General features: G+C 66.5%; 16 protein-coding genes. 8 read left to right on the top strand and 8 right to left on the bottom strand.

From position 1 onward, the window contains the following. Positions 1 to 7: 7 nt before the first annotated feature. Together ACE3OU_RS16595 and wrbA are read right to left on the bottom strand one after the other, a co-directional pair. Entirely contained in the window at positions 8 to 376 is a 369-nt protein-coding gene (locus ACE3OU_RS16595; protein ID WP_374242664.1) for a DUF2069 domain-containing protein, read from the bottom strand. Continuing rightward, positions 373 to 969 (bottom strand): NAD(P)H:quinone oxidoreductase, encoded by a 597-nt coding sequence (wrbA, locus tag ACE3OU_RS16590; RefSeq protein ID WP_374242663.1) that lies wholly within the window; start codon positions 967 to 969, stop codon positions 373 to 375. The genes ACE3OU_RS16595 and wrbA overlap by 4 nt, the downstream gene beginning before the upstream one ends. Before the next feature lie 36 nt (positions 970 to 1,005). Between wrbA and ACE3OU_RS16585 the strand changes: the two genes are divergently transcribed. Next, entirely contained in the window at positions 1,006 to 2,265 is a 1,260-nt protein-coding gene (locus ACE3OU_RS16585; RefSeq protein WP_374242662.1) for a YihY family inner membrane protein, read from the top strand. Here the strand turns inward: ACE3OU_RS16585 and ACE3OU_RS16580 are convergent. Next, positions 2,253 to 3,746 (bottom strand): hypothetical protein, encoded by a 1,494-nt coding sequence (locus ACE3OU_RS16580; protein ID WP_374242661.1) that lies wholly within the window; start codon positions 3,744 to 3,746, stop codon positions 2,253 to 2,255. The two genes, ACE3OU_RS16585 and ACE3OU_RS16580, sit on opposite strands and share 13 nt — an antisense overlap. Positions 3,747 to 3,939: 193 nt before the next feature. Between ACE3OU_RS16580 and rpsP the strand changes: the two genes are divergently transcribed. The 4 genes from rpsP to rplS all read left to right on the top strand — a co-directional run bounded on the left by rpsP (position 3,940) and on the right by rplS (position 6,017). Then, positions 3,940 to 4,191, top strand: coding sequence for a 30S ribosomal protein S16 (gene rpsP, locus ACE3OU_RS16575; protein ID WP_374242660.1), 252 nt, complete (start codon positions 3,940 to 3,942; stop codon positions 4,189 to 4,191). A 46-nt stretch (positions 4,192 to 4,237) separates the two neighbouring features. Next, positions 4,238 to 4,741, top strand: a complete 504-nt coding sequence (gene rimM, locus ACE3OU_RS16570) for a ribosome maturation factor RimM (protein ID WP_374242659.1) — start codon at positions 4,238 to 4,240, stop codon at positions 4,739 to 4,741. Further along, complete coding sequence (gene trmD, locus ACE3OU_RS16565; RefSeq protein WP_374242658.1) at positions 4,723 to 5,520, top strand: tRNA (guanosine(37)-N1)-methyltransferase TrmD; 798 nt, start codon at positions 4,723 to 4,725, stop codon at positions 5,518 to 5,520. Before rimM ends, trmD begins: the two co-directional genes overlap by 19 nt. A gap of 95 nt (positions 5,521 to 5,615) precedes the next feature. Then, entirely contained in the window at positions 5,616 to 6,017 is a 402-nt protein-coding gene (gene rplS / locus ACE3OU_RS16560) for a 50S ribosomal protein L19 (protein WP_374242657.1), read from the top strand. 101 nt (positions 6,018 to 6,118) lie between these two features. Here rplS and folE2 read toward each other — a convergent pair whose 3' ends face one another. From folE2 to xseB, 4 genes are all read right to left on the bottom strand, one after another. Next, complete coding sequence (gene folE2, locus ACE3OU_RS16555; RefSeq protein WP_374242656.1) at positions 6,119 to 6,928, bottom strand: GTP cyclohydrolase FolE2; 810 nt, start codon at positions 6,926 to 6,928, stop codon at positions 6,119 to 6,121. A gap of 88 nt (positions 6,929 to 7,016) precedes the next feature. Continuing rightward, complete coding sequence (gene dxs, locus ACE3OU_RS16550) at positions 7,017 to 8,915, bottom strand: 1-deoxy-D-xylulose-5-phosphate synthase (protein WP_374242655.1); 1,899 nt, start codon at positions 8,913 to 8,915, stop codon at positions 7,017 to 7,019. Positions 8,916 to 8,968: 53 nt separating this feature from the next. Next, positions 8,969 to 9,859 carry a polyprenyl synthetase family protein gene (locus ACE3OU_RS16545; RefSeq protein WP_374242654.1) on the bottom strand — a complete coding sequence of 297 codons (891 nt, stop codon included), beginning with the start codon at positions 9,857 to 9,859 and terminating at the stop codon, positions 8,969 to 8,971. Beyond that, positions 9,856 to 10,083, bottom strand: a complete 228-nt coding sequence (gene xseB / locus ACE3OU_RS16540) for an exodeoxyribonuclease VII small subunit (RefSeq protein ID WP_374242653.1) — start codon at positions 10,081 to 10,083, stop codon at positions 9,856 to 9,858. The genes ACE3OU_RS16545 and xseB overlap by 4 nt, the downstream gene beginning before the upstream one ends. Positions 10,084 to 10,211: 128 nt before the next feature. Between xseB and ACE3OU_RS16535 the strand changes: the two genes are divergently transcribed. Beyond that, positions 10,212 to 11,315: an aromatic ring-hydroxylating dioxygenase subunit alpha gene (locus ACE3OU_RS16535; protein ID WP_374242652.1), complete on the top strand. Its 1,104-nt coding sequence runs from the start codon at positions 10,212 to 10,214 to the stop codon at positions 11,313 to 11,315. Positions 11,316 to 11,388: 73 nt separating this feature from the next. On the opposite strand, the gene ACE3OU_RS16530 is transcribed toward ACE3OU_RS16535, so the two are convergent. Beyond that, positions 11,389 to 13,167: a TolC family outer membrane protein gene (locus ACE3OU_RS16530; RefSeq protein ID WP_374242651.1), complete on the bottom strand. Its 1,779-nt coding sequence runs from the start codon at positions 13,165 to 13,167 to the stop codon at positions 11,389 to 11,391. Positions 13,168 to 13,538: 371 nt separating this feature from the next. On the opposite strand from ACE3OU_RS16530, the gene ACE3OU_RS16525 reads away from it, so the two are divergent. Beyond that, a complete protein-coding gene (locus tag ACE3OU_RS16525; protein ID WP_374242650.1) occupies positions 13,539 to 14,243 on the top strand; it encodes a transglutaminase-like cysteine peptidase in 705 nt (234 codons plus the stop codon). 19 nt (positions 14,244 to 14,262) lie between these two features. Next, positions 14,263 to 15,429, top strand: a 1,167-nt coding sequence (locus ACE3OU_RS16520) for a LapD/MoxY N-terminal periplasmic domain-containing protein (protein ID WP_374242649.1), incomplete at its 3' end; no start/stop codon positions are given.

Raw genomic sequence — 15,429 nt, 5'->3', positions numbered from 1 at the left:
CGCTTGTTCAGGCTTCGTCCCGCGAAGCCTGGGCCAGCCGCGAGGGCGCGGTGTTGCGGGCGTAGAGCACCGTCGCCACGAAGAAGATCACGCTCAGGATGGCCTCCGCCAGCGCCAGCGCGTTGCCGGGGGCCGCGTCGTTGGTGCGGATCACGCCTTCGGTCAGGTAGAGCAGGATCATCATGCAGCTCCACTGGTAGGTGTAGCGCGTGCCGCGCAGGATGCCGAAGAGGGCGAACATCAGCGGAATGACCTTGAGGGTCATCCACGAGCCGCCCGGTCGCAGCGGGGCAATGACGGCCTCCCAGGCGAGGCAGAGGGCGATCAGGGCCAGCAGGCTGGCGCTGGCAATCAGGGACAATGTCTTGGGTTTCATCGGGCGGCGAGCTTGAGGGCGGTTTCGGCGAGGCGTTTGCCGAGGGCGATGGCGAGGCGTTTTTCCTCGTCGGTGATCCGGGTGTTGTCGTCGTTGCCGGCCACGTGGGTCGCGCCGTAGGGCGAGCCGCCGCTTTGGGTGCGGGTCAGGTCCGGTTCGGAAAACGGCAGGCCGACGATGAGCATGCCGTGGTGGAGCAGGGGCGTCATCATCGACAGCAGCGTGCTCTCCTGACCGCCGTGCTGGCTGGCCGACGAGGTGAACACGCAGGCGGGCTTGCCGGCGAGCGCGCCGGAGAGCCAGGGGCCGGCGGTGCCGTCGAGAAAATACTTCATCGGCGCCGCCATGTTGCCGAAACGGGTCGGGCTGCCCAGGGCGAGCCCGATGCATTCTTCCAGATCGCGCGTCTCGGCGTAGGGGGCGCCCTGGTCCGGAATGTCCGGCTCGGTGCTTTCGCAGACGGTGGATACCCGCGGTACGGTGCGCAGCCGGGCGGAGACCCCCGGAACGGCGTCGATGCCGCGGGCGATGAGTTCGGCCAGGGCACGCACGGAGCCGCGGTGGCTGTAGTAGAGAACGAGAACTTCCTGCATGGTGGAGCCCGTGAAACGGAAAGGCATTATACGTAAATGAGGTCGCGGCTCACCTTCCTGAATCCCGGGGCGCTGTTTCCGGAGGCGGCCCGGCATTTGCTGCACGCGGTGGGGCGCCGCTTTCGCGACGGGCGCTGCGCCCAGGTGGCGGCGAGCCTCGCATTCACGACCCTGCTGTCGCTGGTGCCCTTCGTGACGCTGGTGGCGGTGGTGTTCAGCCGTCTGCCCCAGTCGCAGCGCCTCGACGCGGCGCTGCGGGGCTTCCTGCTCGACAACCTGCTGCCCGAAAAGGCGGGCAAGGTGATCGCCACGTACGCGGTGCAGTTCAGCCAGAAGGCGACCAACCTGACGATTGCCGGGGCGCTGGCCTTGATCCTCACGACCGTGCTGCTGATGCGGACCATCGACCAGGTGATCAACGAGATCTGGATGATACGAAGCCGGCGCCCGTGGGCGACGCGGCTGGCGGCCTACTGGGTGGCCCTGTCGTTCGGCCCGCTGCTTCTGGCGGGCGGTGTGGTGCTGGCGAGCGCGATGTTGAGCATCTCGCTGAGCGTGGTCAACGAGCCCGTATGGCTGCAGGCGGTGGGCCTCAAGCTGATCTCGACGGCCTTCATGACGGGCCTCTTCGGCCTGCTGTATTACGCGGTGCCCCACTGCCGCGTGAATGTGGGGCATGCGCTGCTGGCGGGGTTTCTGACGGCGGTGGGGCTGATGCTGATGCAGCGCCTGCTCGGGCTGTATCTGGTGCATTTTCCGAGCTACACGCTGGTCTATGGGGCCTTTGCCGCGGTGCCCATCCTGCTGGTGTGGCTCTACCTGTCGTGGATCGTGGTGCTGCTCGGCGCGGTGGTGGCGGCGGTGCTGCCTGAGCGGGGCTTCCTGCGGGGGCGTCTGCCCGACTTTCCGGGGCGGCGCCTGTATGCGGCGTTGCTCATGCTCGCGGAGCTGGTCGAGGCGCAGCGGCACGGCCGCGGATGCGACTTCGGGGTGCTTGCGCGGGCGTCCCGGGCGGGGCATCAAGAGGCGGGAGAAGTGCTGGCGCGGCTGGCCGCGGCCCGCTTCGTGGCCTGCAGCGAGAGTGGCGCCTGGCTGCTGGCGCGCTCGGCCGACAGCGTCAGGCTGGCGGAGGTGGTGCGCCTGTTCGGCCTGGCGCTGCCCCCGACCATCGAGGATTCATCCGATGAGGACGGGGGCGAGGTGCATCGGTGCTACCGGATGCTGCTCGCCGGGCTGGAGCGGACGGCGGATCTTCCCCTGGCGTCGTTGAAGCGTGCTGGCGATCAAAGGGGGTAGGGGTCGATTTCGTACTGGAAGAGTTCCACGGCCGGGGTCTGCATGTCCAGGCTCAGCAGCCGCCCCTGGGCGATGTATAGCCGATGGATGTCGGACACCAGCATGAAGCGTCGGGCCGAGTAGGTGCCCGCGGGGGCCAGGATGGCCTGCTGGCGGCCCAGGGCGGCGATGGGGGGGATCACCAGCGCCGGGCGCATCGGGCGGGGTTTGTCGCCGCCACGGAAGCCCACGGTGACCGGCTTGGCGGTGTTGGCGATGACCTGCAGACCGAGCTCGATCTGCTCGGGTGTTTCGCTGCGGATCCAGCGCACCACGCAGAGCGTCCAGGGCTCGTCCTTGCTGCGCCGGAGGGCGATGGCGATGCCTGGGGTGAGGGCGCTGGCGGTGCCGGTGACCTGCATGATGGCGTAGCCGGTGGGGCTCTCATTCACCACCATCCACTCGCTCGCGTAGCGGCTCTGGGTGATCGAGGCCGGTTCGCGCAGCATCCGCCAGATCTGTTCGAGGCCACAGCAGACGCTCACGGCATACTGGTTGCGTCGCCGTGGGTGTTCGCGGTGGGGCGGAGACGTCCAGTATTCGCGCACGCGGCGCAGCAGGGTCGCCGTCTCGGCGCGGCCCAGGCTGTCGGGCAGGCCAGCCGGCGCTTCGCCTTCGCCCTCGAGCTGCTCGATGAGGGCAGTGGTGCGCCGCGCGAGCTCTTCGGCGGTGAAATAAACCAGGCCGTCGACGCCGGGCGGGTCGCGGCGGCTGATGGCCACCGGCGGCGCATCCTGGTCGGGGTCGATCCACAGCCAGCCAAAGTTTTCGTCGCCCGGCGGGGCGGAGCGGATGATGATGCTCTTCGCGTTGCTGGCGAGGTATTCGGAGAGCCAGTTGATTTCCGCGCCGGTCAGGCCTTCGGGCTGGGCGGCAGCGAAGGCGAGGATGTATTTGTAGGCGCGGATGGCGCCTTCGGCGGCCTGCCCCGCAGCCGGGTCGGCCGAGCCGTCCAGCCGGCTGGCGCGGAAGAACGAGTGGGCGCGCAGCCAGAACTCGAATGGCGCGCTGTTGCCCGCCAGGTGGGCGATGGTGAGCTGCTCGCCGAGTATCTCGAGGGCCTTGGCGCCGATGGCCTCGGGGTTGCGCCGGACGGTGCGGGCCAGTCGGTGCCGGACTTCGGCGAGGACCTCCTCGTAACCTGCGGCGATCTTGCCGAGGGCCGATACCAGCCGGCTTGCGGCGCGGTGCAGATTGACGGTGAGGGGGAGGGTGGCGGAGGCAAAACGGTCGCGGAACAGCGCACTGATCGCCAGGGAGCGGACATGCAGCAGATCGAGGCAGCGGTGGAACTGGTTGCGGCTGATCTCGGGGCGCCCGAGCTCCTCGAGGTGACGGACGAGCGCGGCGAGCTCGAGGTCTGCGTCGGCAGACAGTTCGGTGGCCAGCCAGTCGAGGACTGGGGCTGTGCGGTCGGATTGTGAGGTGTCGGCGGCGCTCATTGCCTACGGGGTCTCCTGGCGGGTCGCCCATTGTAATTAAGTTCCCCGCAAACAGGTGTGCGAAATGGGTATGGCATGAAATGCGACCGACGGTTGTGGCTGCAGCATCCGGGATGCGCAGGATTTCTTGCTGTTTTCCGCATACTAATTTAAGATCACGCGTTTTTCCAATTCCATCGGATCAGGAACAGTCATGGTTGTTATTCGTCTCGCCCGCAGCGGCTCCAAGAAGCGCCCGTTCTACAACATCGTTGCTGCCGATTCCCGCAATCGTCGCGACGGCCGTTTCATCGAGCGCGTTGGTTACTACAACCCGGTTGCCTCCGGTAACGAAAAGGGCCTCGTGATCAACGTCGAGCGCCTGGCCTACTGGCAGGGCACCGGCGCCCAGCTGTCCGACACCGTGGCCCGTCTGGCCAAGCAGGCTGCCAAGGCCGTTGCCTGAGTCGTCTGAGCGCCCCGAGCGCGCTGTCCCGCCGGGCAATCCGCCGATGATCGTCCTTGGGCGCATCGTTGCACCCTTTGGCGTGCAGGGTTGGCTCAGGGTTCATCCCTTCGGGGACGACCCCTTGTCGTGGAAGAAGATGCGACAGTGGTGGCTGGGCACCGATCCGGACGGCGACGTCTGGGTGCCCTACACGCTCACGGGGTGCAAGGAGCATGGCAAGGGCGGCGTGATCGCTTCCTTTGCCGAGGTTCCCGACAGAAACGGCGCCGAGGCGGTCGATGGTTACTACATCGCCGCGCCGCGTGACGCGCTGCCGAAGCCCGATGCGGACGAATATTACTGGGCCGACCTGGTTGGCCTCGAGGTTCGTAACGCCAGCGGGCTGGTGCTCGGCAAGGTCACCGGCCTGATGTCCACCGGTGCCCACGACGTGCTGCAGGTTCAGGAAGGTGAGGTGGAACGCCTCATTCCCTTCGTCGCCGCCTACGTGACCGCCGTCGACATCGAGGCTGGCACCATTCGCGTCGAATGGGAAGCCGACTGGTGAGTGTCCCGGAAGGTCGCAAGGCCTACGATGTCGTCACCCTGTTTCCCGAGATGTTCGCCTCCCTTACGGGCTTCGGCATCACGGGCAGGGCGCTGGAGCGTGGTCTCTACGAGCTGAATTGCTGGAACCCGCGGGATTTCACCGAAGATCGGCATCGCACCGTCGATGACCGGCCCTATGGCGGTGGCCCCGGGATGGTCATGTTGCCCGGCCCGCTGGAGAAATCCATCGTGGCGGCAAAGGCCCGGCAAGCCGCTTCCGTGGGGTCCGCCGGTCGTGTGATCTACCTGTCTCCGCAGGGGCGTCCGCTGGATCACGAGCGGGTGCTGGCCCTTGTCGCCGAGCCCGCGCTGGTGTTTTTGTGCGGGCGTTATGAAGGTGTCGATCAGCGCCTGATCGAGCGTTGTGTCGACGAGGAGGTTTCGCTGGGTGATTTCGTGCTCTCCGGAGGCGAGTTGCCGGCGATGGTTCTGCTCGACGCGATGATCCGGCAGCTGCCGGGCGCGTTGAACGACGGGGATTCCGCAATCGAGGATTCCTTCGTCGATGGTTTGCTGGATTGCCCCCACTACACCCGGCCCGTGGTGTACGAGGAGATGGCGGTGCCCGATGTCCTGCTGTCGGGCAACCACGCCGAAATCCGGCGCTGGCGTTTGCAGCAGTCCCTGGGGCGTACCGAGTTGCGCCGCCCCGACCTGCTCGCCGGGCGAAAGTTGAGCAAGGAAGAGTTACGCCTGCTGGAGGCTTTCCGGCAGGCAGACACGAAGCCGGTGCCCTAGTGGCGGTTTTACCGGTTTCATAATAATGGCGTGCATCAGGTGGCGACCTGCTCTGCACGAACGGCCCAAGGCCATATTCTTATCAGGAGCTACGCATGAACCTCATTCAGCAGCTGGAACAAGAAGAGATCGCCCGCCTGACCCAGGGCAAGACCATTCCCGAGTTCGCCCCCGGCGACACCGTGGTTGTTCAGGTGAAGGTCAAGGAAGGCAACCGTGAGCGTCTGCAGGCCTACGAGGGCGTCGTGATTGCCAAGCGCAACCGCGGCCTGAACTCCGGCTTCATCGTTCGCAAGATCTCTTCCGGTGAAGGTGTGGAGCGTACTTTCCAGACCTACTCCCCGCTGGTCGCCAGCATCGAAGTGAAGCGTCGCGGTGACGTTCGTCGCGCCAAGCTCTACTACCTGCGCAGCCGCTCCGGCAAGTCCGCGCGGATCAAGGAAAAGCTGGATTACAAGTCCTTCGCTGCGAAGGCTGCCGCTGCCAAGGCCCAATAAGCCTGTCTGCTCCGGCACAAAAAACGGAACCCCTCGGGGTTCCGTTTTTTTTCGCCTTGCCGCTGCGCCAGCCCGGGGCTGGCGGGTGTGTGCGGCGTGGCTTAATGGGCACGCTTGTCGTGCTCGATCAGCGCGTAGGCGGAGTGGTTGTGGATGGACTCGAAGTTTTCGGACTCGACCACATAGGCGTCGACGCGCGGTTCGCGGTTCATGACGCCGGCCACGTCGCGGACCATGTCTTCGACGAACTTGGGGTTGTCGTAGGCGCGCTCGGTGACGTACTTCTCGTCGGGGCGCTTGAGCAGCCCGTAGAGCTCGCAGGAGGCCTGCTGCTCGACCATCTGGACGAGCTCCTCGATCCACAGGTGGCTGTTGGTGACGGTGGTGACGGTGACGTGGGAACGCTGGTTGTGGGCGCCGTAGTCCGAGATCTTCTTGGAGCAGGGGCACAGGCTGGTGACCGGCACGACCACCTTCATGGTGAACTCGTACTTGCCGCCGGCACTGATCGTGCCGATGAAGGTGACTTCGTAGTCGAGCAGGCTCTGGACGCCGGAGACCGGCGCGGTCTTGTTGATGAAGTAGGGGAAGGTCATCTCGATGTGGCCGGTCTCGGCCTCGAGTTTCCTGACCATCTCGCGCAGCATCGGCTCGAAGGACTCGACGGAGATCTCGCGGTTATGGCTGTTGAGAATCTCGACGAAGCGCGACATGTGGGTGCCCTTGAAGTTGTGGGGCAGCCCGACATACATGTTGAACAGCGCGATGGTGTGCTGCACGCCTTCCTGTTTGTCCTGGACCTTGACCGGATGGCGGATGGACTTGATGCCGACCTTGTTGATGGCGATCTGGCGGGAGTCCTCGGAATTCTGGACGTCCGGAATGGCGGTGGTGGCGGTGCAGGTGGTCATGGGTGTTCTCAAATGGGCTTGTTGGGCAACGGGAATCGGGGTCTCACGCCCCTTGTTATTTAAATCGTATCATTCCCGACAAAAGTGCTCAACTATTTACCTGATAGGCTCGCTTAATTTTGTCTAGGACAGAGGCGGCATCCAGGCCTGACTCCACGAGCAGCTGGGCCTGGTCGCCATGATCGACGAAGCGATCGGGGAGGCCGAGCTGAAGAACACGGACCCGGCTGCCGGCTTCATTGAGCACGCGGGCCACCTCGGAACCGCCGCCGCCGATGGTGGCGTTTTCTTCGAGGGTGACCAGCAGCTCGTGTTCGGCGGCAAGCCGGAGGATGAGGTCGCGGTCGATCGGCTTGACGAAGCGCATGTTGGCCACCGTCGCGTCGAGCTGCTCGCCGACCTGCAGCGCGGTGCCGAGCATGCTGCCGAAGGAGAGCAGGGCGCAGCCCTTGCCGGCGCGGCGGATTTCACCCTTGCCGATCGGTAGCTCGGTCATCACGCGCCCGGGCTGGATGCCGAGGCCGCCGCCACGCGGATAGCGGACGGCGGTGGGCCCGTTGTGGCGATAGGCGGTGTACAGCATCTGCCGGCATTCGTCCTCGTCGGCGGGGCAGAGGATCGTGAGGTTGGGAATGCAGGCCAGGAAGGACAGGTCGAAGGCGCCGTGGTGGGTGGCACCGTCGGCGCCGACCAGGCCGGCCCGGTCGATGGCCATCATCACCGGCAGGTTCTGCAGCGCGATGTCGTGGATCAGCTGGTCGTAGGCGCGCTGCAGGAAGGTCGAGTAGATCGCCACCACGGGCTTCAGGCCCTCGCAGGCGAGGCCCGCGGCGAAGGTGAGGGCGTGCTGTTCGGCGATCCCCACGTCGTAGTAGCGGTCGGGGTGTTCCTGGGCGAAGCGGACCATGCCGGAGCCTTCGCGCATGGCCGGGGTGATCGCCACCAGGCGTTTGTCGAGGGCAGCCATTTCGCACAGCCAGTCGCCGAAGACCTGGGTGTAGGTGAGCTTGCCGCCGCCCTTGGCGTCCTTGCCCGGGGCGATGCCGGCAGCGTGGTCGAACTTGGAGACGCCGTGGTAGAGGATCGGGTCGGCTTCGGCGAGCTTGTAGCCCTGGCCCTTGCGGGTGATCACGTGCAGGAACTGGGGGCCCTTGAGGGTGCGCAGGTTCTGCAGGGTGGGGATCAGGGACTGGAGGTCGTGGCCGTCGATGGGGCCGATGTAGTTGAAGCCGAACTCCTCGAACATCGTGCCGGGCATCACCATGCCCTTGACGTGCTCCTCGGTGCGGCGGGCGAGCTCGATGACCGGCGGCGGCAGGTTCTCGAGGACGCGCTTGCCCATCTGGCGGGCGCCGTTGTAGAGGCGGCTGGAGAGCAGCCGCGAGAGGTGCTTGTTGAGGGCCCCCACCGGCGGCGAGATGGACATCTCGTTGTCGTTGAGGATCACCAGCAGGTTGGTGTCGCGGATGTCGCCGGCGTTGTTGAGGGCCTCGAAGGCCATGCCGGCGGTCATCGCGCCGTCGCCGATCACCGCGATCGCCCGGCGGTCCTCGCCGCGCAGGCGGGCGGCCTCGGCCATGCCCAGGGCGGCGGAGATGGAGGTGGACGAGTGGGCGGTGCCGAAGGTGTCGTAGCTGCTCTCGGAGCGCTTCGGGAAGCCGGAGATGCCGCCGTACTGGCGCAGGCCGGACATCGCCTCGCGGCGGCCGGTGAGCACCTTGTGGGCGTAGGTCTGGTGGCCCACGTCCCAGACGATGCGGTCGTCGGGGGTGTTGAAGACGTAGTGCAGGGCGATCGTGAGTTCGACCGTGCCCAGGTTGGACGAGAGGTGGCCCCCCGTGCGCGAAACGGAATCGATCAGGAAGTCGCGGAGTTCGTCAGCGAGGGCCGGGAGTTCGCTGGGGTCTAGTTTGCGCAGGTCTGCCGGCGAGCCGATGCTTTCCAGCAGGTGGGCGCGGGATCTGGCGGGCTGCTTTGAGAGGGGCATTCCGGTTCCGGGTCGTTATGAATGGGTTGCGTGCCGGGCTGAAGCGGGAACGCTCAGAACTGGCGGCGTACGATGAAGCGCGTGAGCTCTGCCAGGCGTTGCCCCGCATCGCCGAAGGGAGCGAGGCGGTCGAGGGCCTCCTGGCACATTTCTTCGGCCAGCTCGCGGGCGCGGGTGACGCCGAGCAGGCTCACGTAGGTGGGCTTGTCGTTGGCGGCGTCCTTGCCGGCGGTCTTGCCGAGGGTGGCGGTGTCGGCTTCGGTGTCGAGGATGTCGTCGACCACCTGGAAGAGCAGGCCGATGACCTTGCCGACGTGGTCGAGGGAGGCCATCTGCGCGTCCGTCAGGGCTCGGCCGCATTGTACGCCAAGGTTGATGGAGGCCCGGATCAGCGCGCCCGTTTTGTGGATGTGCATGAACTCAAGCTCGGCGAGGCTGAGCTGCTGGCCGACGGCGGCGAGGTCGATGGCCTGGCCGCCGGCCATGCCCCGCGACCCGGTGGCAAGGGCCAGCTGGCGGATCATGGCGACCTGGCGCTCCGGCGCGTCGGCGATGGGCGCCTCGGCCACATGCAGGAAGGCCTGGGTCTGCAGGGCGTCGCCGACCAGCAGGGCGGTGGCTTCGTCGAACTGGACATGCACGGTGGGCTTGCCGCGGCGCAGGACGTCGTCGTCCATGCAGGGCATGTCGTCATGGACCAGGGAGTAGGCGTGGATCATCTCGAGGGCGCAGGAGACGCGGTCGAGGCGCTCGGGGGCGGCGCCGCTCAGCTGGCCGCCGGCATGCACGAGGAGCGGGCGCACCCGCTTGCCGCCGCCCAGCACGGCGTAGCGCATGGCCTCGTGCAGGCGGGTGGGGGCGATGTCGGCCGCGGGCAGGGCCCGGTCGAGGGCGGATTCGGTGCGTTGCTGGATGTCGGCCATCCACTGGCTGAAGGCGGTCATGACTGGGGGGCTTCCGGGGAGGCTTCGGCTTCGAGAACGCGGATGGTCTGCTCGGCCTTGGTGAGCAGGGTCTGGCAGTGGCGCAGCAGGCTGGTGCCGCGCTGGTAGGCGCTGAGGGCTTGGTCCAGGGGCAGCTGGCCGTTTTCCATGTCCTGGACAATGGTTTCCAGCTCGGCGACGGCGGACTCGAAGCTGGTTGATTTGGCGGTGGATGTCTTGACCATGCGAGGCCGCGGCGGGCGTGAGGCAAAGCGTAAAAATAGCCTATCGCCGGGCTTTAGGTCAAACGGCTAATCCTATATAATGCTGCGTTTTACGTTTCGGGCTTTCGCTTTCGACAAGGGGGTTCGGGATGTCTGACATCGCTTCTCAGGCACATCTTTCTCCGGCGGTTTCCCAACTGCCGGTCTCGTGGTATTTCGACGAAAAAATCTTCGAGCTGGAGAAGCGTCTTCTCTTCGATGCCGGGCCCGGCTACGTGGGCCACGAGCTCATGGTGCCGGAAACCAACCAGTTCCGTTCCCTTGAATGGCTGGATCACTCCAGGCTGCTCATCAACCGGGACGATGGTTTTTACCGCATGTCCAACATCTGCCGCCACCGCCAGGCGGTGATGATGCAGGGTGCGGGCGTGGCCGATCGCAACATCGTGTGCCCCGTCCACCGCTGGACCTACAACCCCGACGGCCTGCTGATCGGTGCGCCCCATTTCGCCGACAACCCCTGCCTCAATCTGCAGCGGGAAAAGCTCGAGCGCTGGCAGGGCCTGCTCTTCAAGGGCCCCCGCTCGGCCAATGCCGACCTGGCCGGGATGCAGGTGGCGGGCGAGCTCGACTTCACGGGCTACAAGCTCGACAAGGTCGAGATCCACGAGTGCAATTACAACTGGAAGACCTTCATCGAGGTCTACCTCGAGGACTACCACGTCGAGCCCTTCCATCCGGGCCTGGGCAAGTTCGTCACCTGTGACGACCTCACCTGGCAGTTCGGCGAGTGGTACTCGGTGCAGCGTGTCGGCATCACGTCCCTGCAGAAGCCCGGTTCGGCGGCCTACAAGCGCTGGCACGAGGCGGTGCTCAACTACAATGGCGGCGAGATGCCCAAGCATGGCGCGATCTGGCTGACCTACTTCCCCAACATCATGGTGGAGTGGTACCCCCATGTGCTGGTGGTGAGCACGCTGATTCCGACGGATGTGAACAAGACCACCAATGTCGTCGAGTTCTATTACCCCGAGGAGATCCTGGAGTTCGAGCGGGAATTCGTCGAGGCCGAGCAGGCCGCCTACATGGAGACCGCCATCGAGGACGACGACATCGGCGAGCGCATGGACCGCGGCCGTCTGGCCCTGATGAAGGAAGGGCGCAACGAGGTGGGGCCGTACCAGTCCCCCTACGAGGACGGGATGCAGCATTTTCACGAGTTCTATCGCCGGATCATGGGCCCCCATCTCTGATCGGGTGCATCCATGAAAAAAGGGAGCCACGCAGGCTCCCTTTTTTATTGGCCCGCTTTTGCGGGCCTGCCGGTCAGCGATTGCTTTCGCGGATGATCTTCCACTGGCCGTTTTCGAGCTCGTACTGGAGCGTTTTGTTCATCGCCTCGTTGATGCGCGGGGAGCGGTAACGCTGGACGAAATGGGCTTCGGCAGTGTTCGCGGACAGGTTCCGGACCTCGAGCTTGTCCACTTCCACGGTGATGTTGCCGGGCCGGCTGATGCGCTGCGTGCGCCGCTTGGTCCATTCGGCCAGGCTGCCCTGCTCGGGTTTGAAGCGCGGGGAGTAGAAGTTGAAGTAGCTCTTCACGTCCTTGGCCGCCCAGGCCGCAGCCCAGGCCTTGACGAGGGGCTCGACGGCTGGCGTGGCGGCGGCCGGCGGCGTGCCGGCGGGCTGGCTGGCCAGGGGCATGGGGGCCGACGGCGGCAGCTCGGACGGCTGCGGGCGGCCACGCATCGCGCCCGCGGTGTCGAGGGGCGCCACGAACGGGAGGTCGGTGCTGCACTGCACGGCTTCGTCTTCGGCGGGTTCGCTCAGGCTGGCTTCCTCGGGGCCCTGCTTGGCGACCGGCGCAAGCTGCATGCTGGGCAGGATGCCGTGGGTCTGGGTGAGGACGCGCAGCTCGGCCAGGGTCAGGTCGTAGCGGGCCCGGGCGTTGGCGCGCTTGGCCTCGAAGAGTTCGTTCTCGGTGTTGAGCACGTCGAGCAGGCTGCGCTGGCCGATGTCGAACTGCTGGCGATAGGCGTCGCGGGCCTTTTCGGTGGACAGCTGGTGCTGCTCAAGGTAGGTGAGCTGCTCCTTGAGCTTCTTGACGTCGTTCCAGGCGATGGCCGTCTGCTGGCGGATGTCGCGGCAGGCCTTGTCGCGCAGGTCGGTGGCGTTGTAGAGCTGCTCGTGGCTCTGGCGGATGCGCGCCTCATCGGCGCCGCCCTTGAAGAGGTTCCAGTTGAGCAGCACCTGCGCCGCGCTGGAGTAGGTTTCGCCCGTGACGCCGAGGAGGTTCTTGTCCATCCCGGTGTTGGCGCGGAACTCCACCGTGGGGGCGTAATTGGCGCGCTGCACCTCGACGTTGGCCCGGGAGGCGCGGATGTTGGACACCGCGGCGCGGAAGCCCGGGTTGGTCGTGACGGCCTGGCGCAGCACGTCCTTGTCGGTCGGCAGCTTGTCGGTGAAGCGGGGCGCCGCCTGCAGGGCGTCGAGGGGGGCTTCGCCGACGATGCGCTGGTAACGCTGGCTCACGTCGTGGAGGTTGGAGCTTTCGGTGAGCCAGTTGGACTGGGCGAGGGCGAGGCGGCCGAAGGCCTGTTCGAGGTCAACCCGGCGGCCGACGCCGGCCTTGACCCGGCGTTCGATCTGGTCGACGGTTTCCTTGTGGATGGCCCAGTTTTCCTGGGCCAGATTGGCGAGCTCGCGGTAGCGCAGGACGTCCAGATAGGCGCGGGCGGCTTCGTAGGCGATCTCGTCGGTGGTGCCGAGGAGCTCGAAATAGCGCACGGCGCGGGCATAGCCCAGGCGCTTGATGTCGTTCTGGGTGGCGAAACCGTCGAAGATCAGCTGGCGCAGCTGCAGCTGGTAGCCGGGGCGGTTGTAGGTGCTCACCGGGGTGATCGGGGTGTCGCGGCGTTCGCGGCCCGTGTAGCCCTGGAGGTCCACCCGCGGGAACAGGCCGCCGCGGGCGACGTCGCGCTCGGCGTCGGATGCCTGGTAGTTGTGGAGCCGGGCCAGGACTTCCGGATTGCGCAGGATCGCCTTCTCGACCGCGTCGGGGAGACTGCCGGGCGTGGCGGCCTGGGCGGGCGGAAGTGCAAGCAAACACATCGCTGCACTGACGGCGAGCGGGGATAGCTTGAGTTTTGTCATTTCTGTTCGGGGCGTTGGCCTGGCCGGGATGATCGTCGCGGATCCGGGGCTCGGCGTCGGTTAGGGGATCTGGTCCTGATTCTAATTGCTCAACATGAACAAGGTTGCGACAGATTTGGACGTTCTTTTGAAAGAACGACCTAAATTTCTGCATGATTCAAAGTTTTGCAAATAATTGTTGTTTGGCTACCAACTCAATTTTTGCAGGGCCCGGCCGTAAAGCCAAGTCTGCCCGGATAGACCGTGCGGATTTTCCTGTACGCTTGTCCGGAATGTCGCTAGGGCTGCCGTCCATCCGCCACGACCCATTGGCCCGAATCCTGATGCTTTCCTTTCGTGAGCTGCGTTGCTTCGTCCCGCTGGCGCGTTGCGGCAGGCGCTGGCTCGCGTCGCTTGTGCTCGGCCTGATGCTGGCCGGGGTGGCCTGGGGCGGATTCGAGCTCGAGCGGATGCGCCAGGCGGCGCTGCAGCGCTACGGGGCCTCGGCGGCCGAGGCGGTGGACGCGTGGCGCAGGGCCATGGCGGGCTGGCGCGACCTGCCCGAGGCGGAGCAGCTGCAGCGCGTCAATGAGTTTTTCAACCGGCGGATCCGTTTTGCGGACGATTCGGCACTGTGGGGGCAGCCGGACTACTGGGCCACTCCGCTGGAAACACTGGCGCGGGGCAGCGGTGACTGCGAAGATTTCGTCTTCGCGAAGTATTTCAGCCTGCGCGAGCTCGGCGTCGACGACAGCCGGCTGCGCATGACCTACGTGCGGGCGCACGTCGGCGGGCCCGGCAGCACCGTGACCCAGGCCCACATGATCCTCAGCTACTACCCGCAGCCGGGCGTGATGCCGCTGGTGCTGGACAATCTCGTGACCAGCATCCGGCCGGCGAGCGCCCGGCAGGACCTGACGCCGGTGTTCAGTTTCAACATGCAGGGTGTTTTCTTGGGCGGGGCAGATCAGGTGTCCAGCCCCGTGGATCGGGTATCGCGCTGGCGCGAGTTGTTGCTGCGGATGCGGATGGACGGTTATACGCCTTGAGGGAATCACGATGTCGCTGGTGAAGCGTTTATGGATCAGTGTGGTGCTTGCGATGGCGGTGGTGTTGGTCGGTGCCTTTGCGGTCAGCCTGCTCACCGCGCGCAGCTATTTCGAGCAGCAGCTGCAGGCCCAGTCGGGGGACGGGGCGGTGTCGCTGGCGCTCTCCATGTCCCAGCAGCGCAAGGATGTGGCGACCACCGAGTTGCTGGTGTCGGCGCTGTTCGATGGTGGGCACTACCGCCTGATCCGTTTTACCGATGCCGCCGGTCGCGTGCTGGTGGAGCGGACCCAGCCCGACGAGGCCGAGGGGGTGCCCGACTGGCTGCTGCGCCTGCTGCCGATGAACGTGCGCACCGGCCACGCCATGGTGAGTGACGGCTGGCGCCAGGCCGGACGGGTGACCGTGGAGGCCGCCCAGGGCTACGCCTACCGGTCCCTGTGGCACGGCATGCTCCAGCTCGGCAGCCTGATGCTGGCGATCGGCATCTTCTGGGCGCTGGCGGTGTCGGCGCTGTTGCGGCGCGTGCGCCGGCCCCTGGACGACATGGCCGAACAGGCGGAGGCCATCGGCGCGGGGCAGTTCCGCGTGCTCGACGAGCCGCCGGTGGTGGAGCTGCGCAGCATGGCGCGGGCGCTCAACCACATGTCGGACCGCGTGCGCAGCCTGTTTGCCGAGCAGGCCGCGCACATCGAGGCGCTGCGGGACGAGGGCAGCCGCGACGCGGGCACCGGGCTGCTCAACCGGGCCTATTTTGGCGGCGAGTTGCGGCGGGTGTTGTCCGAAGCCGATGCGCCGGCGGGGGGCTGCGTCGGCGTCCTGCGGGTGGCCGGTCTGGCGGCGCTCAATCAGGCCCGCGGCCGGGCCTGCATCGACGGGTGGCTGGCGGCGATCGCGCAGGCCCTGGAAGGCTGCCTCGCCGGTGTGGAGGAGGCGACGCTGGCCCGGCTGGGCGGCGCCGAGTTCGGCATCCTGCTGCCCGGCCTGGGCGTCGCCGACGGCCAGGCCCTCTTCGAGCGGCTCGCCAGTGCCGTCGCGGCCCTCGACCTGCTGGATGGGCCCGGCGGCGGGCTGCAGTGGCATGCGGCGCTGGTCAGCTACGCGCGCCACGAGACGCCCGGCGCGGTGATGGCGCGGGGGGGGGCGGGGCGGGTGCGGGGCGCGGGGGGCGGGGGGGGGGGGGGGGGG

Source organism: Zoogloea sp. (genome assembly GCF_041908905.1).
Taxonomy (GTDB): Bacteria; Pseudomonadota; Gammaproteobacteria; order Burkholderiales; family Rhodocyclaceae; genus Zoogloea.
The sequence above is the reverse complement of the archived record's forward strand: the minus strand, read 5'-3'. Positions and strand labels throughout refer to the sequence as shown.